Raw genomic sequence first — 24,846 nt, forward strand, 5'->3', positions numbered from 1 at the left:
CATGTGTTGCGTTGGTGGTTGAGAGACGTGTCTGTAAGGCGTTTCGTCCGGCGCTGTAAGGCATGACTGAATTGCCTTGGGTGCATTGAAGCGCAAGGCTGCGGCGGGCATCTTCAAGGGCCGGTAACCCCTGAAGGACAAATGCCATGCTTGTACTCAGCCGCGTTGTGGGCGAGATGATTTCCATCGGTGACGATATTTCCGTGCGCGTACTGGCCGTCAATGGCAACAGTGTGCGCTTCGGCGTCGAGGCGCCTCAGGACGTGAGCGTCAACCGTGCCGAAGTCCATCGGCGCATCCAGGCCCAGCGTGCCCAGGCCGCACTCAATCAAGCCAAGCTGGCCGAGGCCAAGACCAGTTGAACGGCGTCAGTCGAACAGATGCTTGGGCACGTCGTGCTTGAGCATCAATTGGCATTGCTCGCTGTCCGGGTCGAAGACGATCAGCGCCTGGCCCTTGGTCAGCGCCTGGCGAACCCGCAATACGCGGGTTTCCAGCGGCGTGTCATCGCCGTTGTCAGTGCCGTCACGGGTCACGAAATCCTCGATCAGGCGGGTCAGGGTGTCGACTTCGAGTTGGTCGTAGGGGATCAGCATAAGCACCTCGGCTAAACAATTGGGCGCGATGCTACGGTGAATGCGCATTGGGAGCCAGCCTGCAAGCGTGGGGTCGGCCCCTATTAGTGCCTTCGCGAGCAGGCTCGCCCCCACATGGAAAGGTGGCAGCGAGCCTGCTCGCGAAAGCGCCTGTTCAGGCGCTGTCGACCTCAGGCTTGACACTCAACTGTCCGAACGCTGCCCCACCAGGCTGTCTACCGACGGCACTCGGGTATCGCTTTCCATCTGCGCGTCGTGTTCGATCTGATGACTGAAGCGATCCAGCGAACCCTGAGCCGGTTGCGCATCGCTGGCGAACACTGGCGGGCTGAGGATGTAGGCACCCAGCAGGCGACTGAGTGCTGCAAGACTGTCGATGTGCGTGCGCTCATAACCGTGGGTCGCATCGCAGCCAAAGGCGAGCAGGGCGGTACGGATGTCGTGGCCGGCGGTGACCGCCGAGTGCGCGTCGCTGAAGTAATAGCGGAACAGGTCACGGCGCACCGGCAGTTCGTTTTCGCTGGCCAGGCGCAGCAAATGCCGCGACAAGTGATAGTCATACGGCCCACCGGAATCCTGCATCGCCACGCTCACCGCGTGTTCGCTTGAATGTTGGCCGGGGGCGACCGGGGCGATGTCGATGCCGACGAATTCGCTGACATCCCACGGCAACGCTGCCGCCGCGCCACTGCCGGTTTCTTCGGTGATGGTGAACAGCGGATGGCAGTCGATCATCAATTCTTCGCCGCTGTCGATGATGGCTTTCATCGCTGCCAGCAACGCCGCCACGCCGGCCTTGTCGTCGAGATGGCGGGCGCTGATGTGGCCGCTCTCGGTGAACTCCGGCAGCGGATCGAACGCGACGAAATCACCAACGCTGATGCCCAGCGAATCGCAATCGGCGCGGGTCGCGCAGTAGGCGTCCAGGCGCAGTTCGACGTGATCCCAACTGATCGGCATCTCATCGACCGCGGTATTGAACGCATGCCCGGACGCCATCAGTGGCAACACGCTGCCGCGAATCACCCCGTTGTCGGTAAACAGGCTGACCCGGCTGCCTTCGGCGAAACGGCTCGACCAGCAACCCACCGGCGCCAGGGTCAGGCGGCCGTTGTCCTTGACCGCGCGCACGGCGGCGCCAATGGTGTCCAAGTGCGCTGAGACGGCGCGGTCGGGGCTGTTTTTCTTGCCTTTAAGCGTCGCGCGGATGGTGCCGCGGCGGGTCATTTCAAAGGGCACGCCGAGTTCTTCCAGGCGTTCGGCGACATAGCGCACGATGGTGTCGGTGAAGCCGGTCGGGCTGGGAATGGCGAGCATTTCCAGCAAGACTTTTTGCAGGTAGTTCAGGTCTGGTTCGGGAATTCTGCTGGTCATGGAAACTCCTGATGGGTTGAAGACACCGATGGTTTCGATGAGAAGGGTGGACGTGCAGCGCTTGGCAAATTGATCGCGAGCCGGCTGGCGAAGAGCCGGCTCGGTGACCTGTCAGACCGCCGGCTGACTGTGCGGAAACAACAAATCCACAAAGCGTTCGGCCGTCGGTTGCGGTTCGTGGTTGGCCAGCCCGGCGCGCTCGTTGGCCTCGATAAACACGTACTCCGGTTGATCGGCAGCCGGTACCATCAGGTCAAGACCGACCATGGGAATGTCCAGCGCCCGCGCCGCGCGCACGGCGGCATCGACCAGGGTCGGGTGCAGGATCGCCGTGACATCTTCCAGAATTCCGCCGGTGTGCAGGTTCGCCGTGCGCCGCACAAACAAGTGCTCGCCGGCTGGCAGAATGCTGTTGTAGTCGTAACCCGCTGCGTGCAACGTGCGTTGGGTCTCGTGGTCCAGCGGGATCTTGCTCTCGCCATCGGTGGCCGACTGGCGTCGCCGACTTTGCGCCTCGATCAACGCGCCAATCGAATGCTGGCCATCGCCAACCACTTCCGCTGGCCGGCGAATCGCCGCCGCGACCACTTCAAAACCAATCACCACAATCCGCAAATCGAGGCCTTCGTGAAAGCTTTCCAGCAACACGCGGCTGTCGAACTGACGCGCGGCTTCGATCGCTTGCTGCACCTCGTCGATGTCACGCAGATCCACCGCCACGCCGTGGCCCTGTTCGCCATCCAGTGGCTTGACGACAATCCGCTGGTGCTCGTCGAGAAAACCGAGGTTGTCGTCGGCATTGCCCGCCAGTTGCTGCGCCGGCAGATTCAGGCCGGCGGCTTTCAGGACCTTATGGGTCAGGCTTTTGTCCTGGCACAGGCTCATGCTGATCGCGCTGGTCAAATCGCTCAAGGACTCGCGGCAACGCACCCGGCGCCCGCCATGGCTGAGGGTAAACATCCCGGCCTTGGCATCGTCGACTTGCACGTCGATACCCCGGCGATGGGCTTCCTCGACAATGATCCGTGCGTAAGGGTTGAAATCCGCTTGCGGCCCGGGACCGAGGAACAACTGCTGGTTGATGCCGTTTTTGCGCTTGATGGCAAAGGTCGGCAGGTTGCGAAAACCCAACTTGCCGTAGAGGTTTTTAGCCTGTTGGTTGTTGTGCAGCACCGACAGGTCGAGGTAGCTCAAGCCACGGCTCATGAAATGCTCGATCAAGTGCCGCACCAACACTTCGCCCACGCCGGGGCGCGAGCACTGCGGATCAACCGCCAGGCACCACAGGCTGCTGCCGTTTTCCGGATCGTTGAACGCCTTGTGGTGATTAAGGCCCATGACACTGCCGATCACCGCGCCGCTGTCCTCGTCCTCCGCCAGCCAGTACACCGGCCCGCCCAGGTGACGAGGGGTCAGTAGACTCGAATCGATCGGCAACATCCCGCGCGCCTGGTACAGATGGTTGATCGCCTGCCAGTCGCTGTCGCTTTGCGCCCGGCGGATGCGGAAGCCGCGAAACACCCGGGTAGCCTGGCGATAGTCGCTGAACCACAAACGCAAGGTGTCCGACGGATCGAGGAACAACTGGGCCGGTTCCAGGCCGAGAATCTGCTGTGGCGCGGCGACGTATAACGCGATATCGCGTTCGCCGGGCTGCTCGTTGAGCAACTCGGCGGCCAGGCTGGCCGGGTCGGGGAAGGTGTGACCGATCAATAATCGGCCCCAGCCGCAATGCACGGCGATGGGCGTGGCGCCCGGTTCACTGCCGTCTTCGGCGAAACGTGCTTGCAGGCGTTCGTACGTCGGCGCCTGGCCGCGTAACAAGCGTTGGCTGAAAGCCGTAGCATGGGGTTTCATCAATCAAATTCCTTGTTCGCTGAGCCACAGGTTCAGCGCCGCCAGTTGCCACAGTTTCGAACCGCGCAACGGTGTCAGTTGGCCTTGCGGGTCAGTCAGCAAGCGATCGAGCATGGCTGGGTTGAACAGGCCGCGATCCTGGCTCGGATCCAGCAGCAATTCGCGCACCCAATTCAAGGTATTGCCCTCCAGGTGTTTGAGACCCGGCACCGGGAAATAGCCTTTTTTACGGTCGATCACTTCGCTCGGAATCACCAGACGCGCGGCTTCCTTGAGCACTTGCTTGCCGCCGTCCGGCAGTTTGAATTTGCCTGGCACCCGCGCCGACAGTTCCACCAGGCGGTAGTCCAGGAACGGCGTCCGCGCTTCCAGGCCCCAGGCCATGGTCATGTTGTCGACTCGCTTGACCGGGTCGTCGACCAGCATCACGGTGCTGTCGAGGCGCAGGGCTTTATCCACCGCGGCATCGGCGCCCGGCTGTGCGAAATGTTCCTTCACGAAGTCGCCGGCGGCGTCATTGGCGGTCAGCCATTTTGGCTGCACGGTGGCGGCATAGTCGTCGTAGCTACGGTCGAAAAAGGCTTCGCGGTACGCCGCATACGGGTCGCTCGCGCCATCCACTTGCGGGTACCAGTGGTAACCGGCGAACAGTTCATCGGCGCCCTGGCCGCTCTGCACCACTTTGCAGTGCTTGGCCACTTCGCGGGACAACAGATAGAAGGCAATACAGTCATGGCTGACCATCGGCTCGCTCATCGCGCGGAACGCCGCTGGCAGTTGCTCGATGATTTCTTTTTCATCGATGCGCAATTGGTGGTGCTGGGTGCCGTAATGCTTGGCGATCAAATCCGAATACTGGAATTCATCCCCGCGCTCGCCGCCGGCATCCTGGAAACCGATGGAGAAAGTCGACAGGTTCTCTACGCCGACTTCGCGCAACAGACCCACCAACAGGCTCGAATCGACGCCGCCCGAGAGCAGCACGCCGACATCCACCGCTGCACGCTGACGAATGGCTACCGCGTCGCGGGTGCTGTCGAGCACCCGGTCGCGCCAGTCTTCGAGGGTCAGGTTCAGCTCGTCTTCACGCGGGCCATAAGGTAGGGTCCACCAGGTTTTCTGCTCAGTGGTGCCGTCCGCTTCAACGCGCATCCAAGTGGCCGGCGGCAGCTTTTCAATGCCCGCCAGCAAGGTGCGCGGGGCCGGGACCACGGCGTGGAAATTCAAATAATGATTGAGCGCGACCGGATCAAGGATCGGATTGATGTCGCCGCCCTTGAGCAACGCCGGCAATGCCGAGGCAAAGCGCAGACGTTGGCCGGTCCGCGACAGGTACAGCGGTTTCACGCCGAGGCGGTCACGGGCGATGAACAGACGCTTGGCGTCGCGCTCCCAGATTGCGAAGGCGAACATGCCGTTGAGTTTGGGCAGCAGTGCTTCGCCCCAGGCGTGGTAACCCTTGAGCAGCACCTCGGTGTCGCCGCCGGAATAAAATGCATAACCGAGCGCTTCGAGTTCGGCACGCAATTCCGGAAAGTTATAAATCGCGCCGTTGAAAGCCAGGGACAAGCCCAGTTGATTGTCGACCATCGGCTGCGCCGAACCGTCCGACAAGTCCATGATTTTCAGGCGACGATGGCCCAGGGCAATCGGCCCTTGAGCATGGAAGCCCCAGGCATCCGGGCCCCGTGGCGCCAGATGGTGGGTGATTCGTTCAACCGCCGCGAGGTCGGCAGGTTGAAAGTCAAAACGTAATTCGCCAGCTAATCCGCACATAAAATCCTTACCGGTTTTTCCGTTGGGGAGGGTCAATCGTGGCCGCGCGAGGCGGCGGGTACTCAGAAACTGACCCACTGCGTAGCGGGTAGTTTTAGAACGATCGGTTATAAGTCGGCGGGCGTTCAGCGTCGGCATTGGCCATGACGCTGAGAGGGAAGGGGGTACAGAGGGAACGCGGACGTTATGGCTTACCGCGAATCAGACGCCGCAGGGCGAAACGGTTCGGGTGGCAGGCTTCGGCGACGCTGCGGGGCAGGGGTAGCGGTTCGTGGTTGAGCCAGGCCGCCAGCAGTTCGCCGGACAGCGGTGCGGTGATCAAACCCCGTGAGCCGTGGCCGCTGTTGACGTACAACCCGTCCAGCCAAGGGCAGGAGGTGTCCGGCACTTGCCGTGCATCTTTGGCGAGGGTGGCATACGCCAGGTTGAATGCCGCGCCGTCGGCCAGCGGCCCGACGATCGGCAGGTAGTCAGGGCTGGTGCAGCGGAATGCTGCGCGGCCCTGCAAGTGTTCGGGTTCCAGATGATCGGCACCAAGGCGCGACACCAGATCGGCGGATATTTCTTCGAGCAGCGCCAGGTTGCCCTGGTGTTCGGCGGTGGTCGGTGTGAGGTCATCACTGTGGAAATCGAAACTGGCGCCGAGGGTGTGTTCACCCATGCGTGCGGGCGCCACGTAGCCTTCGGCGCACACCACGGTGGCGAGTGCCTGGCTACCGGCGGTCTGCGGTAAACGGGTGATTTGCCCGCGAATGCGCTTGAGCGGCAACTCGGCACTGTGGGGGAAACGCTGGATCTCGGCGGCCCCGGCGAGGATCACCACCGGGGCGCTGGCCAGCAGGCTGTCGCCGTCCCACGCCTGCCACTGACCGTCGACCTGGCGCAGGTCCAGCACATCGCGATGGGTCAGCAGTTGCACATTGGCTTGCGACGCCTGCCATTGGCACAGCGCGGGAGGATGCACCCAGCCGCCCTCGGGATATAACAGGCCGCCGTGGGCCAGACCGACGCCGGCCTGATGCTGCGCCTGGGGTCGATCCAGCAGGTGCAACAAATCAGCGGGGAACGCCGCCGCCAACTGCGCCTGGCGCTCGGCTTCCTTGCCATTGAATGCCAACTGCAAGACACCGCAGGCATCCCAATCGACGCCGCGCTGCAATCGTTCGAGCAGGCGCCGGGTGTGCCCGAAACCGCTGACGATCAATTGCGATAACGCCGTGCCGTGGGCCGAAAGTTTCAGGTACAGCACCCCTTGCGGGTTGCCCGAGGCTTCCTGCGCCACAGCACCGTGGCGTTCCAGCAGGCTGACCTGCCAGCCGCGCACTGCCAGGGTATGGGCACTGGCACAGCCCGCGAGGCCTGCGCCAATCACCAGCGCGCGCCGCTCGCCACGCGGCCGCGGCGGGCGGGCAAACCAGGGTTTGACGACAGGCGGTGGCGGCGCGTCGACGGGCCAGCCGAGGAACGTGCCACGCAGGATTTCCCACTTGTGGCCAATGCCCGGGGTGCGCTTCATCTTGAAACCGGCGGCGTTGAGCAAGCGCCGGACCCAACCTGTGCTGGTGAAGGTGCTGATGGTCGAGCCGGGCGCCGCCAGCCGCGCCAGTTCGGCGAACAATTCGGCGGTCCACATCTCGGGGTTTTTCGCCGGGGCGAAACCGTCGAGAAACCAGGCGTCGATGTGCGCGTCGAGTTGCGGCAATTGCTCCAGTGCGTCGCCGATCAACAGCGTCAGGGTCACGCGGCCGTTGTCCAGCATCAGCCGCTGAAAACCCGGATGAATCGCCACGTACTGCGCCAGCAATTGATCGGCGAAGGGCTTGAGTTCCGGCCACAATGCCAGGGCTCGTCGCAGGTCAGGGGCGCTGAGCGGGTATTTTTCCACGCTGACAAAGTGCAGCCGCGCCCCGGCAACCGCGTGGGCGGCGAACAACTGCCAGGCGCAGAGAAAATTCAACCCCGTGCCGAAACCGGTTTCGCCAATCACCAGACACCCGTCGGCAGGCAGCGCGGCAAAACGCTCCTGCAGCTGGTTCTGTTCGATGAACACGTAGCGGGTTTCCTCCAGACCGGACTGATCGGAGAAATACACATCGTCGAACACCCGCGAATACGGGCGACCTTGGTCGTCCCAGTCGAGTTGGGCGTGGGGCAGTTCAGGGTTCATGGCAGGCTCGAAAACAACAAGGCGGCCATTCTAGCTGATCGAAGCGCTGGTGCTTGTCGTGAAGCGTGGCAGGTGAGGGGCTGCCCGCGTGCGACACAGTGCGCGAGCAACCGCGAACGGAATTTCTGCGCTGCGGCCCTGCCCAATCCGCTAGGCTTGGTCCATCCACCCAGGGAGTTGTTCATGTTCGAATCCGCCGAAATCGGTCACGCCATCGACAAAGAAACCTTTGAAGCCGCCGTTCCGGCGTTACGCGAGGCCTTGCTCGACGCGCAGTTCGAGCTGCAACAACAAGGGCGTTTCCCGGTGATCATCCTGATCAATGGCATCGAAGGCGCCGGTAAGGGCGAGACGGTCAAGCTGCTCAATGAGTGGATGGACCCGCGCCTGATCGAGGTGCGTACCTTCGACCAGCAGACCGATGAAGAACTGGCCCGGCCGCCGGCCTGGCGCTACTGGCGGATGCTGCCGGCCAAGGGGCGCATGGGCATCTTTTTCGGCAACTGGTACAGCCAGATGCTGCAAGGCCGGGTTCACGGCTTGTTCAAGGACCCGGTGCTGGACCAGGCGATTAACCAGTCCGAGCGTCTGGAGCAGATGCTGTGCGATGAAGGCGCGTTGATCTTTAAGTTCTGGTTCCACCTGTCCAAGAAACAGATGAAGGCTCGGCTCAAGGCCCTGGCCGATGATCCGCTGCACAGTTGGCGCATCAGCCCGCTGGATTGGCAGCAGTCGCACACCTACGACAAATTCGTCAAATACGGCGAGCGGGTATTGCGCCGCACCAGCCGTGACTATGCGCCGTGGCACGTGATTGAAGGCGTCGATCCGCATTACCGCAGCCTCACCGTGGGCAAGATTTTGCTCGAAGGCCTGCAAGCAGCGCTGAAGCGGCCCAAGGTCAACCCGGACAAAGTCAGCGCCGCGCCGTTGCCGGTCGATGTCGACCAGATCAGCCTGCTCGGCAATCTGGACATGACCCAGCGCCTGGACAAGGACGATTACGAGGAGCAGCTGATTACCGAGCAGGCGCGGTTTTCCGGTTTGATGCGCGACAAGCGCATGCGCCAGCACGCCTTGATTGCGGTGTTCGAAGGCAATGACGCGGCGGGCAAGGGTGGGGCGATTCGCCGGGTGGCGGCGGCGCTCGATCCGCGCCAGTACAGCATCGTGCCGATTGCCGCGCCCACCGAAGAAGAGCGCGCGCAACCTTATCTGTGGCGGTTCTGGCGGCACATTCCGGCCAAGGGCAAGTTCACCGTGTTCGACCGTTCCTGGTACGGCCGGGTGTTGGTCGAGCGGGTGGAGGGCTTCTGCCCACCGGCGGACTGGCTGCGCGCGTACGGGGAAATCAATGATTTCGAGGAGCAGCTTTCCGACGCCGGGGTGATCGTGGTCAAGTTCTGGCTGGCGATCGACAAGCAGACGCAACTGGAACGCTTTCAGTCGCGAGAAGAAATCCCTTTCAAGCGGTTCAAGATCACCGAAGACGACTGGCGCAACCGCGACAAGTGGGACGCTTACCGGCTCGCCGTCTGCGACATGGTCGATCGCACCAGCACCGAGATTTCCCCGTGGACCCTGGTGGAAGCCAACGACAAACGCTGGGCGCGGATCAAGGTCCTGCGCACTATCAACCGGGCGTTGGAAGAGGCATTTGCCAAGCACAAGAAGAAAGGCAAGAAGGGTAAGTCGTGATCGGTCGGCATGTTGGCGCATACGCGGGGTGAATGATTGTCGCGAGCGATCAGCCGGCGGATTTATCCTCGGTCGCACTTTCAGTCGATAACAACAATGAGGTGCCTGTCATGCGTGAAGTGGTGATCGTCGATAGCGTGCGGACCGGCCTGGCCAAGTCCTTTCGCGGCAAGTTCAACCAGACCCGTCCGGACGACATGACGGCCCACTGCGTCAATGCGTTGCTGGCGCGCAATGGCATCGACCCCAGCAGCGTCGAAGACTGCATTGTCGGCGCCGGCTCCAACGAAGGCGCCCAGGGTTACAACATTGGGCGCAACGTCGCAGTGCTCTCGCAACTGGGCACCGGGACCGCCGGCATGACCCTCAACCGCTTCTGCTCGTCGGGCCTGCAGGCCATCGCGATCGCCGCCAACCAGATCGCCTCCGGCTGCAGCGACATCATCGTCGCCGGTGGCGTCGAGTCGATCAGCCTGACCATGAAAAGCGTCAACACCGATAACCTGATCAACCCGCTGCTCAAGGAGCAGGTGCCGGGCATTTATTTCCCGATGGGCCAGACCGCCGAGGTGGTGGCGCGTCGCTACAACGTCAGCCGTGAAGACCAGGATCGTTACGCTCTGCAGAGCCAGCAGCGCACGGCGCAAGCGCAAGCTGCCGGATTGTTCGACGACGAAATCGTGCCGATGACGGTCAAGTACCGGGTCGAGGACAAGGCCACCGGCCAGGTGCAGATCCTCGATGGCGTGGTGGATCGCGACGACTGCAATCGCCCGGACACCACCTACGAAAGCCTGGCCGGGTTGAAGCCGGTGTTTGCCGAGGACGGTTCCGTGACCGCTGGCAACTCCTCGCAACTGTCGGACGGTGCATCGATGACGCTGGTGATGAGCCTGGACAAAGCCTTGGAACTGGGGCTCAAGCCCAAGGCGTTCTTCCGGGGCTTCACCGTGGCCGGGTGCGAACCCGATGAGATGGGCATCGGCCCGGTGTTCTCGGTGCCCAAGCTGCTCAAGGCCCGTGGCCTGCAGGTGGCGGATATCGACTTGTGGGAACTCAACGAAGCGTTCGCCTCACAGTGCCTGTACGCGCGCAATCGCCTGGAAATCGATAACAACAAATACAACGTCAACGGTGGTTCGATCTCCATCGGCCACCCGTTCGGCATGACCGGTTCACGTCAGGTCGGCCATCTGGTGCGCGAACTGCAACGGCGCAACCTGCGCTATGGCATCGTGACCATGTGCGTTGGCGGCGGGATGGGCGCTACGGGGTTGTTTGAGGCGGTGAAGTAAAGGCCTTATCTGAGCTGGCTTGTGCTCGGCGTTAGCTTTGCTTCTGCTTTTGCTTTTGTGGCGAGGGAGCTTGCTCCCGCTGGGCTGCGCAGCAGACCCAAAAATCTCGCTGCCAATGCTATCAGGAGTGCTTCGCCCTCCAGCGAGAGCAAGCTCCCTCGCCACAGGCACTGTGGGTGTGAGGAAACTCAGCGCGCCGAGTTATCGGCGCTGAGCTTCTGCATCCGCTCGATATAAGCCTGAATCTGCCGTTCGGCCACCGCCAGGTTGTCGAACGGGCCCTCCAGGGTATTTTCCCGGGTACTGAAATACAGTTCGCCGTTGATGCGAGTCAGCCGGTCACTGCGAAAGTGCGTGCTGGGGGCGGTGTCGTGGGCGCGCATGCCGTACATGATGCTCTCCTGATTCATCAATCAAGGCAGATTAGGCGCCAATGCGCTGCTTTGCTCGCTGACCTGATCGACGGTTGATACCTTCACCCTGGTGCGACCTGCACAGTGTTAATCGCGGCTGAGTGCCAACTGTCACTGTGTCGCGTGGTCAACCGTGCCTAGAATGGTCACTTCCGCCAATCGGGCTTCTGGGGTTTTCATGCATATTTCATCGGGTCGCTGGGTGTACGGGATGTTCCTGGCGTTGCTCACCGCGGTGCTGTGGGGAATCCTGCCGATCAAGCTCAAACAAGTGCTGCAGGTGATGGACCCGGTGACCGTGACCTGGTGTCGCCTGATGGTGTCCGGCGGTTTGCTGTTCCTGTATCTGGCGGCCACTAAACGCCTGCCGAGCCGCAAAGTGCTCGGCCCCAAGGGGGGATGGCTGGTGGTAATGGCGGTGCTCGGGCTGGTGGGCAACTACGTGCTCTACCTGATGGGCCTCAACCGGCTGAGCCCCGGCACCGCACAACTGGTGGTGCAGATGGGGCCGATCATGTTGCTGATCGCCAGCCTGTTTGTGTTCAAGGAGCGCTTCAGCATCGGTCAGGGCATTGGCCTGGCGGTGCTGTTGATCGGTTTCGTGCTGTTTTTCAATCAACGCCTGAGCGAGCTGTTGACCTCACTGAGCCAATACACCGCCGGCGTGCTGATGGTGCTGCTGGCGTCCACGGTCTGGACCTTCTACGCCCTCGGCCAGAAGCAATTGCTGACGGTGTGGAACTCGTTGCAGGTGATGATGGTGATCTACCTGTTCTGCGGCCTGTTGCTGACGCCGTTCGTGCATCCGCTGGAGGTGCTGCAACTGAGCCCGTTGCAAGGCTGGCTGCTGTTGGCCTGTTGCCTCAACACCCTGATTGCCTATGGCGCGTTCGCCGAGGCGCTGGCGCATTGGGAAGCGTCACGGGTCAGCGCGACGCTGGCGATCACACCGTTGGTGACGTTCGGTGCCGTAGCACTGGCTGCCAGTTGGTGGCCGGAGTATGTGCACGCCGAACTGATCAATGCGCTGGGTTATGGCGGGGCGGTGCTGGTGGTGGTCGGCTCGGCGCTGGTGGCGTTGGGGCCGTCGCTGGTGGCCGGGTACAAGGCTCGCCGGGCGAGGGCGCTCCTTGGCTGAGGATCTTCAGCGTGGCCATTCGCGAGCAGGCTCGCTCTCACCTGGAATCCGAGTGTTCGGAAACCCTGTGGGAGCGAGCCTGCTCGCGAAATAGTCCGTTCAGGCGCTGAACCACTCAGCCCTTGGCCCCAGCCTCCAACATATTCTCCGGCCGCACCCAGGCATCGAACTCTTCATCGGTGAGATAACCCAATTGCAGCGCCGCTTCGCGCAAAGTCAGGCCTTCGGCGTAGGCCTTCTTGGCGATTTCCGCAGATTTGTCGTAACCGATGTGCGGGTTCAGTGCAGTCACCAGCATCAAGCCGCGTTCCAGGTGCGCGGCCATTTGCGCAGGGTCTGGCTCCAGGCCGGCGATGCAGTGCTGGTGGAAGTTGCTGCACCCATCCCCCAGCAAGCGGATCGACTGCAGCAGGTTGTGGATGATCACCGGTTTGAACACGTTCAACTGCAAGTGGCCCTGGCTCGCGGCGAAGCCGATCGCCACGTCGTTGCCCAGCACCTGGCAGGCGAGCATCGACAGCGCTTCGCACTGCGTCGGGTTGACCTTGCCCGGCATGATCGAACTGCCCGGCTCGTTGGCCGGCAGCTTCACTTCGGCGAAACCGGCGCGCGGACCCGAGCCCAGCAGGCGCAAGTCGTTGGCGATTTTCATCAGGGTCACCGCCAGGGTTTTCAGCGCGCCGGACAGCGTGGTCAGCGGCTCATGCCCGGCCAGCGCGGCGAATTTGTTCGGCGCGGTGACAAACGGCAGCCCGGAAAGCGCCGCCAGCTCGGCGGCGATCGCCTCGCCGAAACCGTGCGGCGAATTGAGCCCGGTGCCCACCGCGGTGCCGCCCTGGGCCAGTTCACAGACCGCCGGCAACGCGCTGCGAAGCGCCCGTTCGGCGTAATCCAGTTGCGCTATAAAAGCCGAAAGCTCCTGGCCGAAGGTGATCGGCGTGGCGTCCATCATGTGAGTGCGGCCAGTCTTGACCAGCTTCATATGCCGCGCCGACAGTTCGGCCAGGCCACCGGACAATTCGCTGATCGCCGGCAACAAATGCTGCTGCACTGCTTGCACCGCGGCGATGTGCATCGCTGTGGGGAAGCAGTCGTTGGAGCTTTGCGAGCGATTGACGTGGTCGTTGGGGTGCACCGGCGACTTGCCGCCACGGTCGTTGCCGGCCAGTTCATTGGCGCGACCGGCGATCACCTCGTTGACGTTCATGTTGCTCTGGGTGCCGCTGCCGGTTTGCCACACCACCAGCGGGAATTGGTCGTCATGCTGGCCGGCGAGCACTTCGTCGGCAGCTTGTTCGATCAGCCGGGCGATGTCGGCGGGCAGGTCGCCGTTGCGGTCATTGACCCGCGCGGCGGCTTTCTTGATCAGCGCCAGGCCGTGCAGCACCGCCAGGGGCATGCGTTCCTGACCGATGGCGAAGTTGATCAACGAACGTTGAGTCTGGGCGCCCCAGTAGGCTTCATCCGGGACTTCAACCTCGCCCAGGCTGTCGGTTTCGATACGGCTCATCGGTCATACTCCTTCTGGTCTGATTGCGCAGTCTAGGCCGATTAGGCCTTGATCGGCCACTGGGGTTCACTCTGTCTGTTTTTTGACCGTTCACCCCCTGGAAATCAAGCCGGGCAAGGGTCAGGGGTTGAGCCGCAAGGATTTTTAGGCGCAGAATGGCCCCCCTTGAGGTTTTACCTCGCCTGCTAGAAAAGGAAACTCGATGACTCGTCTTCGTGCCATCTGTACCGCGGTTGCTCTGGTCTGCGCCAGCGGCCAGGTTTTTGCCGATACCGCCAGCCACAACGCCAGTGCCGAAGCTTTCCTGACCCTGGCGCACGCTGACAAACTGGGCACTCCGGTGTACATGCAAGTGCAGCAAATGTTTGCCCAGCGCTTTGAGCAAACCAAAGCCCCTGAGTCCAAGAAAGCCTTGCTGGAAACCTACCAGGCCAAGGCCAACGCCGCGCTTGACCAAGCCATCGGCTGGAACAAGCTGAAGCCGGACATGGTCAAGCTCTACACCACCAATTTCAGCGAATCCGAGCTCAAGGACCTGGTTGCGTTCTACCAGTCGCCGCTGGGCAAGAAAGTCCTGGAAAAAATGCCGCAACTGACTCAGCAATCGGCCCAGATGACCCAGGCCAAGCTGGAAAGCGCGGTGCCTGTCGTCAACAAATTGCTGGCTGACATGACCGCCGAGCTGACGCCGAAAGACGCCGCCGCGCCGGCCAAGAAAAAGCCTTAAGCGGAGTCGGTCATGAGCATGCAACAACGCATTGAATCGACGCTCGGGCTGTTGCAGCCGCAGCACCTGCAAGTGCTGGACGAAAGCCACATGCACAGCCGTGGGTTGCAGACCCACTACAAGGCTGTGGTGGTCAGCGAGCAGTTTGCCGGCCTCAACCGGGTCAAGCGTCACCAGAAAGTCTATGGCACCCTCGGCGAGCTGATGGGTGAGTTCCATGCGTTGGCGCTGCACACCTACACGCCCGAGGAGTGGGCGCAGATCGACGCGGCCCCCGTGTCGCCGACCTGCGCTGGCGGGAGCAAGCACTGAACTGAGGTTTCTTGCTAGAATCCCCGACGCGCCGCTCACCCCGGCGCGTTTTTTTTCGCATCCGGTTCACCCCTTACGAGGGTAGCCACCTGGAGAATCACCCATGACTCAACCGATTGTCGTGGCGGCGCTGTATAAGTTCGTCACCCTGGAAGATTACGTCGCCCTTCGCGAGCCCCTGCTGCAAGCGATGGTCGACAACGGCATCAAAGGCACCCTGCTGATTGCCGAAGAAGGCATCAACGGCACGGTGTCCGGCAGCCGCGAGGGCATCGACGGCCTGATGGCCTGGCTCAAGAACGACCCGCGCATGGACGACATCGACCACAAAGAGTCGTACTGCGACGATCAGCCGTTCTACCGCACCAAGGTCAAGCTCAAGAAAGAGATCGTGACCCTGGGCGTCGAAGGCGTCGACCCGAACAAAAAGGTCGGGACTTACGTCGATCCGCAAAACTGGAACGCGCTGATCAGCGACCCGGAAGTGCTGTTGATCGACACCCGCAACGATTACGAAGTGGCGATCGGCACCTTTGAAGGCGCCATCGATCCGAAAACCACCAGTTTTCGCGAATTCCCCGACTACATCAAAGAACACTTCGACCCGGCCGTGCACAAGAAGGTCGCGATGTTCTGCACCGGCGGCATTCGCTGCGAAAAGGCCTCCAGCTACATGCTCAGCCAGGGTTTCGATGAGGTTTATCACCTCAAGGGCGGCATTCTCAAATACCTCGAGCAAGTGCCCCAGGAAGAAACCAAATGGCAAGGCGACTGCTTTGTGTTCGATAACCGCGTGACGGTGCGTCATGACTTGAGCGAAGGCGACTACGATCAGTGTCATGCCTGCCGCACACCGGTCAGCGTCGAAGACCGCGCCTCCGAGCATTACGTGGCCGGCATCAGTTGCCCGCACTGCTGGGATACCCTCAGCGAGAAGACCCGGCGCAGTGCGATCGACCGGCAGAAGCAGATCGAACTGGCCAAGGCTCGCAACCTGCCGCACCCGATCGGCTACAACTATAAGCAAACATCCACCGAGGCCTGAACCATGTCTGCGCGCCTGCTCTATGTGATGGACCCGATGTGCTCGTGGTGCTGGGGCTTCGCGCCAGTGGCGCAGGCGTTGGTCGCGCAGGCGCAGGCGGCGGGGGTGGAGCTGCATCTGGTGGTGGGTGGGCTGCGTACCGGAAGCGGTTCGGCGCTGGAACCGACCACCCGGCGCTACATTCTCGAACACTGGGCGGCGGTCACTGAAGCCACCGGTCAGCCGTTCAAGCTTGACGGCGCGTTGCCCGAGGGCTTCGTCTACGACACCGAGCCGGCCTGCCGCGCGGTGGTCACTGCGCGCAGCCTGGCGCCGGACTGCGCCTGGACCTTGCTCGGGCTGATCCAGCGGGCGTTCTATGTCGAAGGCCGGGACGTGACCCACGCCAGCGTGCTGGTGGAACTGGCCGAACAGGCGGGCGTGCCGCGTATCGAATTCGCCGCCGCGTTCGATCGTGCCGACCAGCACGCGGCCACCGCCGCTGACTTTACCTGGGTGCAGGACCTCGGCATTGCCGGGTTCCCGACCTTGCTGGCCGAGCGCGACGGGCAACTCGCCTTGCTTACGAATGGCTATCAACCCTTGACCGAGTTATCCCCGCTGCTCAGCCGTTGGCTGGAGCGTGCTGCCTGTGCCTGACGACGCGCAACCATCACGGATTGTCGATCGACTGAGCTGGGCAGAGATCCGCCGGCTCGCCACCCATCATAAAAAAGCCTTGTGGATCGCTAACGCCGTCGCCGTTTTGGCGACCCTGTGCAGCGTGCCTATCCCTTTGCTGTTGCCGCTGCTGGTGGACGAAGTATTGCTGGGCCGTGGCGACGCGGCGCTGCTGGTGATGAATCACTTTTTGCCCGGCCCTTGGCAGAAAGCCGCCGGTTACATCGGCCTGATGCTGTTGTTCACCTTCACTCTGCGTTGCGGCGCATTGCTGTTTAACGTGATTCAGGCGCGACTGTTCGCCGGGCTGGCGAAAGACATCGTCTACCGCATCCGCATGCGCCTGATCGAACGGCTCAAGCGCATTTCCCTCAGCGAATACGAGAGCCTGGGCAGCGGTACGGTGACCACGCACCTGGTCACCGATCTCGACACCCTGGACAAGTTTGTCGGCGAAACCCTCAGTCGCTTCCTCGTGGCGATCCTTACGCTGGTCGGCACCTCGGCGATCCTGATGTGGATGCACTGGCAACTGGCGATGCTGATTCTGTTGTTCAACCCGCTGGTGATTTACGCCACGGTGCAGTTGGGCAAACGGGTCAAGCACCTGAAGAAGCTGGAGAACGACAGCACCTCGCGGTTCACCCAGGCACTGGCAGAAACCCTCGACGCCATTCAGGAGGTGCGCGCCGGCAACCGCCAGGGCTTCTTCCTCGGGCGTCTCGGCCAGCGCGCCAAGGAAGTGCGCAACTACGCGGTGAACTCGCAGTGGAAAAGCGATGCGTCGAGTCGCGCCAGTGGCTTGCTGTTCCAGTTCGGTATCGACATCTTTCGCGCGGCGGCGATGCTCACGGTGCTGTTCTCCGATTTGTCGATCGGCCAGATGCTCGCGGTGTTCAGCTACCTGTGGTTCATGATCGGGCCGGTGGAACAACTGCTCAATCTGCAATATGCCTACTACGCGGCGGGCGGGGCGCTGACCCGGATCAACCAGTTGCTGGCCCGCGCCGATGAGCCGCAGTACCCCGGCGGCGTCGACCCGTTCAACCATCGCGAGACGGTCGGCATTGAGGTCCAAGGTCTGACGTTTGGCTATGGCGATGAACCGGTGCTGGACCAGTTGAACCTGTCGATTGCCCCCGGCGAAAAGGTCGCCATCGTCGGTGCCAGTGGCGGCGGCAAGAGTACCCTGGTGCAACTGCTGCTGGGTTTGTACACGCCGCAAGCCGGGACCATCCGGTTCGGCGGTGCGACGCAGCAGGAGATTGGCCTGGACACGGTACGCGAGAACGTTGCCGTGGTCCTGCAGCATCCGGCGCTGTTCAACGATACGGTGCGCGCCAACCTGACCCTGGGCCGCGAGCGCAGCGACGAAGCCTGCTGGCAGGCGCTGGAAATCGCCCAGCTCGACAGCATTGTCCGTGGTTTGCCGCAGGGGCTGGACAGCGTGGTCGGGCGTTCCGGCGTGCGCTTGTCCGGTGGTCAACGCCAACGGCTGGCCATCGCGCGCATGGTGCTGGCCGAGCCAAAAGTGGTGATCCTCGACGAAGCCACCTCGGCCCTCGATGCTGCCACCGAATACAACCTGCACCTGGCGCTGGCGCGCTTCCTGCGCGGGCGCACCACGCTGATCATTGCCCATCGCCTGTCGGCAGTGAAGCAGGCGGACCGGGTGCTGGTGTTTGACGGCGGGCGGGTTGCCGAGGATGGCGATCATCAGCAACTGATCGCCGACGGCGGCTTGTACGCCAAGCTGTATGGGCATTTGCAGCAGTTGTAAGACGCTTTTTGCGCCAGTCGACGGGGCCGCCAGTTCTCTGGCGGCTGTGATCTGTCACTCATGTTGAACGAAACGGGCAGGATTGGCGTCTGCGTAGTACGTGATCGCGCTTGCGAGGACACGTAACCCCTCCTAGTCTTGGTGGGATGGTCAGATCGGGAAGATGATCAGCAGTGCACAATCAAGGGACCCCATGAATCACACGCGGACACTCGGAACGCCACGGTTGTTGGGCATCGTCTGGCCGTTTATCGCGGTCGTGCTATTTCAAGCGCTATTGGGCGGCGTCAGCCTGTATGTGCTGTCGGCGGTGCGCGGCTATGTCGCCGGTGAAAGTCTCTGGTCCAAAGGCCAGAAGGATGCCATCTACTATCTCAATCTGTACGCCGATAGTCGCGACGAGAGCATCTTTGTCAAATTTCAAAATGCGATCGCCGTGCCTCAGGGCGGGCATGAATTGCGCGTGGCGCTTGATAGCGAGCCGCCGGACCTGCAAGGCGCGCGGACGGCGATTCTCAAGGGCGGCAACCATCCGGAAGATGTCTCCAGCCTGATCTGGCTCTACCTCAATTTCCGCCACTTCAGTTACCTGGAACAAGCCATTGATCGCTGGACCGTCGGCGATGCTTATTTGGTGCAGCTGGACACTGTCGCGCAGGACATGCACCGGAAAATCACCGCCAACCAGGCGGACGCGGCCGACATCCTGCGCTGGAAAGCGCAGATCTTCGCCATCAACGACGGCGTGACGCCGGCAGCCAAGGCCTTCAGCGATGCTCTGGGCGAGGGCTCGCGGCTGATCCTGCGGCTGCTGCTGATCACCAACCTGGCCACCGCGCTCGGGCTGATCGTGCTGGCGCTGTTGCGCACGCACAAGCTGCTGAAGCAGCGCCATGCGTTTGCTGCTGCGCTGCAATTGGAGAAGGATCGGGCGCAGATCACCCTGCAATCGATCGGTGACGGAGTGATCACCACGGATGTGGACGGCGCCATCGCGTACATGAACCCGGCCGCGGAAGCCTTGACTCACTGGAAAGCCGAGCAGGCCAATGGCTTGCCGCTGGCGGCGTTGTTCAATCTGCTGGATGAAAACGCCCAGGCCGAGGGCTTCACCCTGATCGAGCACATTCTCAGTGGCCAGCTCAGTGGCGGCAGCGAACATTCCAAACTGATCCAGCGCCTGGACGGCAGCACGGTGTCGGTGACCCTGGTGGGCGCGCCGATCCGCAGCAATGCCGGCAAGGTCAGCGGCACCGTGCTGGTACTGCACGACATGACCCAGGAGCGGCAATACATCGCCAATCTGTCCTGGCAAGCGACCCACGACGCGCTGACCGGCCTGGCCAATCGCCGCGAGTTCGAATATCGGCTGGAGCAAGCGCTGCACAACCTGACCCGCATGCCCGGGCGCCATGCGTTGATGTTTCTCGATCTCGATCAATTCAAACTGGTCAACGACACTTGCGGCCATGCGGCGGGCGATGAGTTGCTGCGGCACATCTGTGCGTTGCTGCAGTCGGGCCTGCGCGAGGGCGATACCCTGGCGCGGCTGGGCGGTGACGAATTCGGCATTTTGCTGGAAAACTGCTCGCCGGAAGCCTCGGAGAAAATCGCCGAGGGCCTGCGCCAGACCGTGCAAAACCTGCATTTCGTGTGGAAGGGTCGGCCGTTCGTGACCACCGTGAGCGTCGGCCTGGTGAACATTTCCCAAACCCCGACCACTCTTGAAGCGTCGCTGCGCGCCGCCGACATGGCCTGCTACATGGCCAAGGAAAAGGGCCGCAACCGGGTCCAGGTGTATCACGCCGACGATTCGGAACTGTCCCTGCGTTTCGGCGAGATGGCGTGGGTCCAGCGTTTGCACATGGCCCTGGAAGAAGACCGCTTCTGCCTGTATTCACAGGAAATCGCTGCGCTGGGGCATTCCGATCGGGGCAGTGGGCACATCGAGATCCTGTTGCGGCTGCACGATGAAGCAGGGCGGATGATCTTGCCGGACAGTTTCATTCCGGCCGCTGAGCGCTATGGGTTGATGACGCAGTTGGATCGTTGGGTAGTTATTAATGTATTCAAGATAATTGCCCAAGCGTTATCCGAGAAACATAAGGGCCCTTTGGCTATGTGTGCGATTAATCTGTCAGGCATTACTATAGGAGATGAAGCATTCCTGGACTTCTTGCGTGAACAGTTCGTTACTTATGCTATTCCGCCTGAAATGATTTGTTTTGAAATTACAGAAACCAGTGCCATATCAAATTTAGGCAGCGCAATTAGATTTATCAATGAACTCAAAGGCTTAGGCTGCTACTTTTCATTAGATGATTTTTGTGCCGGAATGTCCTCATTCGCGTACTTGAAACATTTACCTGTAGACTTCCTGAAGATCGACGGGAGTTTCGTTAAGGATATGCTGGACGATCCGATTAACCGGGCCATGGTCGAAGTGATTAATCACATTGGTCATGTCATGGGTAAGCAAACTATTGCCGAGTTCGTTGAAACACCGCAGATCGAGCAGGCGCTGCTCGAAATCGGCGTGGATTATGCTCAAGGGTATGTTATAGAACGCCCTCAGTTGTTTACGCGTGACAGCTTGCACAGTCGGCCAGCCAGACCACAGCCTCTGTTATTCAAGGCGCCTGGCACGTTCCGATGAAACACTCGCCGATCCGTAAATCACACTCAAAAGGAGTCCGACAGTGATCGACACATTCCTCAGAACCGGCCCGCTCATGGAAGCTGGCAGTTACCCTGCATGGGCCCAACAGCTCATCAAGGACTGCAGCGAGAGCAAGCGCCGCGTGGTCGAACACGAACTTTACCAGCGCATGCGTGACAACAAGCTCAGCGCCAGAACCATGCGCCAGTACCTGATCGGTGGCTGGCCTGTGGTCGAACAGTTCGCGTTATACATGGCACAAAACCTCACCAAGACCCGTTTTGCCCGCCATCCCGGCGAAGATATGGCGCGGCGCTGGTTGATGCGCAATATCCGGGTGGAGCTCAACCACGCCGATTATTGGCTGCACTGGAGCAACGCACACGGCGTCAGCCTGGAAGATCTGCAAGCGCAGCATGTGCCCCCGGAGCTCCACGCGTTGAGCCATTGGTGCTGGCACACCAGCTCCTCGGATTCGTTGATCGTCGCAATCGCGGCCACCAACTACGCCATCGAAGGCGCCACCGGCGAATGGTCGGCAGTGGTCTGCTCAAACGGCGTCTACGCGGCGGCATTTCCGGAAGACCAGCGCAAGCGCGCGATGAAGTGGCTGAAGATGCACGCCCAGTACGACGATGCCCACCCGTGGGAAGCGCTGGAGATCATCTGCACCCTGGCGGGCATGAATCCGACCAAGGCCTTGCAGGCCGAACTGCGCCAGGCAGTCTGCAAGAGCTATGACTACATGTTCCTGTTCCTGGAACGCTGCATGCAGATCGAGCATGCAGAACGGCCGGCGGTTGCGCGGGAACGCGCGGCGCTTGTGGGGAGTTGATTAATTTCAGCTAGTGCAAAACTACTGTGGGAGCGGGCTTGCTCGCGAAGACGGAGTGTCAGTCGGCAATTTTATCGCTGATACACCGCTTTCGCGAGCAAGCCCGCTCCCACATTTGTTGACGAGTGAAATTCGAAAGGCTACCCCGCCATCGCCAGCCGATTACGCCCCTCGCGCTTGGCCACATACAGCGCACTGTCAGCTCGACGTACCAAGGCTTCGGCGGTCTCGCCCGGTAGCAACGTCGAACAGCCCAGGCTGACTGTCAGGTCGATGTCCGTGCCATTGACGCTGTAGTCCTCGGCCTGCGTGGCGAAGCGCAGGCGTTCGCCAACCATCGCCGCCGCTTCTTTTGGGGTATTGGAAAGCAGAATCAGAAATTCCTCGCCGCCATAACGAAACACCATGTCCACGTTGCGCAACTGACTCTTGATCGACGCTGCCACGGTTTTCAACACTTTGTCGCCAACGCTGTGGCCATAACTGTCGTTGACCTGTTTGAAGTGGTCGATGTCGAGCATCAGCACCGACAACGGCTGCAGATGACGCCGGGACATCTCGATCTCGCGCTGCAGGGTCTGGTCCATGGCGATCCGATTGCCAGTGTCGGTCAGCGGATCGCGCAGTGCGCTCTGGGTGGCCACGCGATACAGCAAGGCGTTACGCAGCGGAAAGACCAGCGCCGACAGCAGCGACTCAAGATGCCCTTGCTCCACATCGTTAAAACGCTGGTTGCGCCGGAACACCAGTTCGCCAAGGTGTTCGCCTTGGTGGCTGAGGCTGTACGTCAATGAATGATGGCCGCGAGCGCCGAATTCCAGGCGCAGGTCGCTGGAGGTGTGCACGTAACTCAGAGCGTCGAGCGGCACCAAGCGCCGGGCTTCACGGAAGAACAGCTCCAACACTTGCTGCGCTTCGAGACTGGTTTGCAACTGCTGACCGAGTTGCTGGCGCATTTGCGCCACACTGACCGGCCGTTCCAGGAGGAGGGGCTGTTGGCCGAAACCCAGGCGTTGCAATCTGGCGCTATCGAAGTCAATTGCGTTGGTCTGGATTGGCGCTTTCATATGGCATGAGCCTCTCAACAGAATGCTGTCTTACAAGCTGGGTGAGAGCGGCTCGTCGCGGCACATCTTACTGGTCCATCAGTCCCGTAGAACAGTGTGATGTCAGTTTAGTCTGGTTTTACCGGCCGCGTCTGCGCTCGCTCGTCCGCGCTGACTGAGAAAAATTAGAGCGAACATCGGGTCATTCGGTTCACCTGGATAAAACCTGAGCCTTATCAGTCGGTTGCTGGAGAGCTTGGCTGAAAGGGGGGCGAAGCGGTGACATTTGTTTGACTGGATCCAATGCGACTTACGCGCGTCAATGGTGCCGTGACGTAAAAGTGTCACGGCACCGTCACTGATTTTTATTGAGCGTTGAACGCTTGCCCGTTAATACCGGTACTGTCCGGGCCCATCAAATACAGGTACACCGGCATGATCTCTTCCGGCGTCGGATTGTTGCTCGGGTTTTCTCCCGGATAGGCTTGGGCGCGCATGCTGGTGCGGGTCGCACCGGGGTTGATGCTGTTGGCACGCATCGGTGCGACGGTGTCGATTTCGTCGGCCAGCGTTTGCATCAGCCCTTCGGTGGCGAACTTCGATACGCCGTAGGCGCCCCAGTACGCGCGGCCCTTGCGCCCGACACTGCTGGAGGTGAACACCACCGAAGCGTCTTTCGACAATTTGAGCAGCGGCAGCAGGGTGCTGGTGAGCATGAACATCGCGTTGACGTTGACCTGCATCACGCGCATGAAATTGTCCCCGGACAACTGCTCGATCGGCGTGCGCGGGCCGATGATCGAGGCGTTGTGCAGCAGGCCGTCGAGGTGGCCGAATTCGGTCTCGATCATCGCCGCCAACTCATCGTATTGATGGGGCAGAGCGGTTTCCAGGTTGAACGGGATCACCGCGGGCTGAGGGTGGCCAGCGGCTTCGATGTCGTCATATACCTGGCTTAGATTGGCTTCAGTCTTGCCCAACAGGAGCACGGTGGCACCGTGGGCGGCGTAGGTCTTCGCGGCGGCGGCGCCAATGCCACGGCCAGCGCCGGTGACCAGGATCACCCGGTCTTTGAGCAATTCAGGGCGAGCGGTGTAATCAAACATAAAAAAACCTCTACACAATTGGGTCACACCAGACCTGTGGCGAGGGAGCTTGCTCCCGTTCGGCTGCGAAGCAGTCGTCAAATCAGTCGATGTGGTGTGTCTCGATAGAATGCGGTGGTAGATGAAATGGGGGCGCTGCGCACCCCAGCGGGAGCAAGTTCCCTCGCCACCGAAGCGTCAGCAGCTGCAGAGCGCGCTGTCCAGCACCTTGCGCAATTCCAGCGGATGATCCACTACCACGTCCGCGCCCCAGTGGCGGGGATTGTCGTCGGGGTGGATGTAGCCGTAGGTCACTGCAGCAGTCTTGGTGCCGGCGTCACGGCCGGATTCGATGTCGCGCAGGTCATCACCGACAAACAGCACGGTGGACGGGTCGAGGTCGAGCATTTTGCAGGCGAGGATCAAAGGCTCCGGATCCGGCTTGCTGTTCTTCACGTGGTCCGGGCAGATCAGCAGCGCCGAGCGCTCGGCCAGGCCCAGTTGCTGCATGATCGGTTCGGCGAAGCGCAGCGGTTTGTTGGTGACCACGCCCCAGATCAGGTTGGCTTTTTCGATGTCCGCCAGCAATTCGGGCATGCCGTCGAACAGCTTGCTGTGCACCGCGCACCCGACCAGGTAACGCTCGAGAAATTCCAGGCGAAGTTCCTCGAAGCCCGGCGATTCCGGGTCCATCGAAAAGGTCACAGCGACCATCGCGCGGGCGCCGCCGGAGATTTCGTCGCGAATGTGCTTGTCATTGATCGGCGGCAAACCGCGATCGGCGCGCATGGCCTGGCAGATGGCGATAAAGTCCGGCGCGGTGTCGAGCAGCGTGCCGTCCATGTCGAAAAGAACCGCTCTGATGCCCATCGG

Annotated in this window: 21 protein-coding genes; 11 read left to right on the plus strand and 10 right to left on the minus strand. The window is 61.4% G+C overall.

Features of this window, described 5'->3' with window-relative positions:
- Window positions 1–146: 146 nt before the first annotated feature.
- On the plus strand, window positions 147–362 hold the full coding sequence (gene csrA, locus RG836_RS20540) for a carbon storage regulator CsrA (RefSeq protein ID WP_310848988.1): 216 nt from the start codon (window positions 147–149) through the stop codon (window positions 360–362).
- Between the two features lie 6 nt (window positions 363–368).
- Here the strand turns inward: csrA and RG836_RS20545 are convergent, their stop codons facing one another.
- The 5 genes from RG836_RS20545 to mnmC form a co-directional block, all read right to left on the minus strand.
- Window positions 369–596, minus strand: coding sequence for a YheU family protein (locus tag RG836_RS20545; RefSeq protein ID WP_010461751.1), 228 nt, complete (start codon window positions 594–596; stop codon window positions 369–371).
- Window positions 597–779: 183 nt separating this feature from the next.
- Complete coding sequence (locus tag RG836_RS20550; RefSeq protein ID WP_310848993.1) at window positions 780–1,970, minus strand: osmoprotectant NAGGN system M42 family peptidase; 1,191 nt, start codon at window positions 1,968–1,970, stop codon at window positions 780–782.
- Window positions 1,971–2,081: 111 nt separating this feature from the next.
- The gene (ngg, locus tag RG836_RS20555) at window positions 2,082–3,827 is read right to left on the minus strand and encodes an N-acetylglutaminylglutamine synthetase (RefSeq protein WP_310848995.1); all 1,746 of its coding nucleotides are present in this window, start codon (window positions 3,825–3,827) and stop codon (window positions 2,082–2,084) included.
- Between the two features lie 3 nt (window positions 3,828–3,830).
- Window positions 3,831–5,603, minus strand: coding sequence for an N-acetylglutaminylglutamine amidotransferase (locus tag RG836_RS20560; protein ID WP_310848997.1), 1,773 nt, complete (start codon window positions 5,601–5,603; stop codon window positions 3,831–3,833).
- 184 nt (window positions 5,604–5,787) lie between these two features.
- Window positions 5,788–7,770 carry a bifunctional tRNA (5-methylaminomethyl-2-thiouridine)(34)-methyltransferase MnmC2/FAD-dependent 5-carboxymethylaminomethyl-2-thiouridine(34) oxidoreductase MnmC1 gene (mnmC, locus tag RG836_RS20565; RefSeq protein ID WP_310848999.1) on the minus strand — a complete coding sequence of 661 codons (1,983 nt, stop codon included), beginning with the start codon at window positions 7,768–7,770 and terminating at the stop codon, window positions 5,788–5,790.
- A gap of 183 nt (window positions 7,771–7,953) precedes the next feature.
- Here mnmC and pap point away from each other — a divergent pair, with 183 nt between their 5' ends.
- Window positions 7,954–9,468, plus strand: a complete 1,515-nt coding sequence (pap, locus tag RG836_RS20570) for a polyphosphate:AMP phosphotransferase (RefSeq protein WP_310849001.1) — start codon at window positions 7,954–7,956, stop codon at window positions 9,466–9,468.
- A gap of 110 nt (window positions 9,469–9,578) precedes the next feature.
- The gene (locus RG836_RS20575) at window positions 9,579–10,763 is read left to right on the plus strand and encodes a thiolase family protein (RefSeq protein ID WP_310849003.1); all 1,185 of its coding nucleotides are present in this window, start codon (window positions 9,579–9,581) and stop codon (window positions 10,761–10,763) included.
- A 188-nt stretch (window positions 10,764–10,951) separates the two neighbouring features.
- On the opposite strand, the gene RG836_RS20580 is transcribed toward RG836_RS20575, so the two are convergent.
- A complete protein-coding gene (locus RG836_RS20580; RefSeq protein WP_310849004.1) occupies window positions 10,952–11,155 on the minus strand; it encodes a DUF6316 family protein in 204 nt (67 codons plus the stop codon).
- A 199-nt stretch (window positions 11,156–11,354) separates the two neighbouring features.
- Between RG836_RS20580 and RG836_RS20585 the strand changes: the two genes are divergently transcribed.
- The gene (locus RG836_RS20585) at window positions 11,355–12,314 is read left to right on the plus strand and encodes a DMT family transporter (RefSeq protein ID WP_310849006.1); all 960 of its coding nucleotides are present in this window, start codon (window positions 11,355–11,357) and stop codon (window positions 12,312–12,314) included.
- Between the two features lie 115 nt (window positions 12,315–12,429).
- On the opposite strand, the gene RG836_RS20590 is transcribed toward RG836_RS20585, so the two are convergent.
- Window positions 12,430–13,824: a class II fumarate hydratase gene (locus tag RG836_RS20590; protein WP_310849008.1), complete on the minus strand. Its 1,395-nt coding sequence runs from the start codon at window positions 13,822–13,824 to the stop codon at window positions 12,430–12,432.
- A gap of 202 nt (window positions 13,825–14,026) precedes the next feature.
- On the opposite strand from RG836_RS20590, the gene RG836_RS20595 reads away from it, so the two are divergent.
- From RG836_RS20595 to RG836_RS20625, 7 genes are all read left to right on the plus strand, one after another.
- Window positions 14,027–14,551 (plus strand): DUF2059 domain-containing protein, encoded by a 525-nt coding sequence (locus RG836_RS20595; RefSeq protein ID WP_054593477.1) that lies wholly within the window; start codon window positions 14,027–14,029, stop codon window positions 14,549–14,551.
- Window positions 14,552–14,563: 12 nt separating this feature from the next.
- On the plus strand, window positions 14,564–14,863 hold the full coding sequence (locus tag RG836_RS20600; protein WP_310849012.1) for a BolA family protein: 300 nt from the start codon (window positions 14,564–14,566) through the stop codon (window positions 14,861–14,863).
- Between the two features lie 103 nt (window positions 14,864–14,966).
- A complete protein-coding gene (gene trhO / locus RG836_RS20605; RefSeq protein WP_310849014.1) occupies window positions 14,967–15,908 on the plus strand; it encodes an oxygen-dependent tRNA uridine(34) hydroxylase TrhO in 942 nt (313 codons plus the stop codon).
- 3 nt (window positions 15,909–15,911) lie between these two features.
- On the plus strand, window positions 15,912–16,547 hold the full coding sequence (locus RG836_RS20610) for a DsbA family protein (RefSeq protein ID WP_310849015.1): 636 nt from the start codon (window positions 15,912–15,914) through the stop codon (window positions 16,545–16,547).
- Window positions 16,531–18,348 carry an ABC transporter ATP-binding protein gene (locus tag RG836_RS20615; RefSeq protein ID WP_310849017.1) on the plus strand — a complete coding sequence of 606 codons (1,818 nt, stop codon included), beginning with the start codon at window positions 16,531–16,533 and terminating at the stop codon, window positions 18,346–18,348. Before RG836_RS20610 ends, RG836_RS20615 begins: the two co-directional genes overlap by 17 nt.
- Before the next feature lie 193 nt (window positions 18,349–18,541).
- Entirely contained in the window at window positions 18,542–21,004 is a 2,463-nt protein-coding gene (locus RG836_RS20620; RefSeq protein WP_310849018.1) for an EAL domain-containing protein, read from the plus strand.
- Between the two features lie 76 nt (window positions 21,005–21,080).
- A complete protein-coding gene (locus RG836_RS20625) occupies window positions 21,081–21,842 on the plus strand; it encodes a TenA family transcriptional regulator (protein WP_409078099.1) in 762 nt (253 codons plus the stop codon).
- Window positions 21,843–21,982: 140 nt separating this feature from the next.
- On the opposite strand, the gene RG836_RS20630 is transcribed toward RG836_RS20625, so the two are convergent.
- The 3 genes from RG836_RS20630 to mupP form a co-directional block, all read right to left on the minus strand.
- Window positions 21,983–22,909: a GGDEF domain-containing protein gene (locus tag RG836_RS20630; RefSeq protein WP_310849022.1), complete on the minus strand. Its 927-nt coding sequence runs from the start codon at window positions 22,907–22,909 to the stop codon at window positions 21,983–21,985.
- Window positions 22,910–23,253: 344 nt separating this feature from the next.
- Window positions 23,254–23,994, minus strand: a complete 741-nt coding sequence (locus RG836_RS20635) for a YciK family oxidoreductase (protein WP_310849024.1) — start codon at window positions 23,992–23,994, stop codon at window positions 23,254–23,256.
- A gap of 177 nt (window positions 23,995–24,171) precedes the next feature.
- Window positions 24,172–24,843, minus strand: a complete 672-nt coding sequence (mupP, locus tag RG836_RS20640; RefSeq protein WP_310849026.1) for an N-acetylmuramic acid 6-phosphate phosphatase MupP — start codon at window positions 24,841–24,843, stop codon at window positions 24,172–24,174.
- Window positions 24,844–24,846: the final 3 nt, after the last annotated feature.

The sequence above is a fragment of the Pseudomonas rhizozeae genome (assembly GCF_031583775.1).
GTDB lineage: Bacteria > Pseudomonadota > Gammaproteobacteria > Pseudomonadales > Pseudomonadaceae > Aquipseudomonas.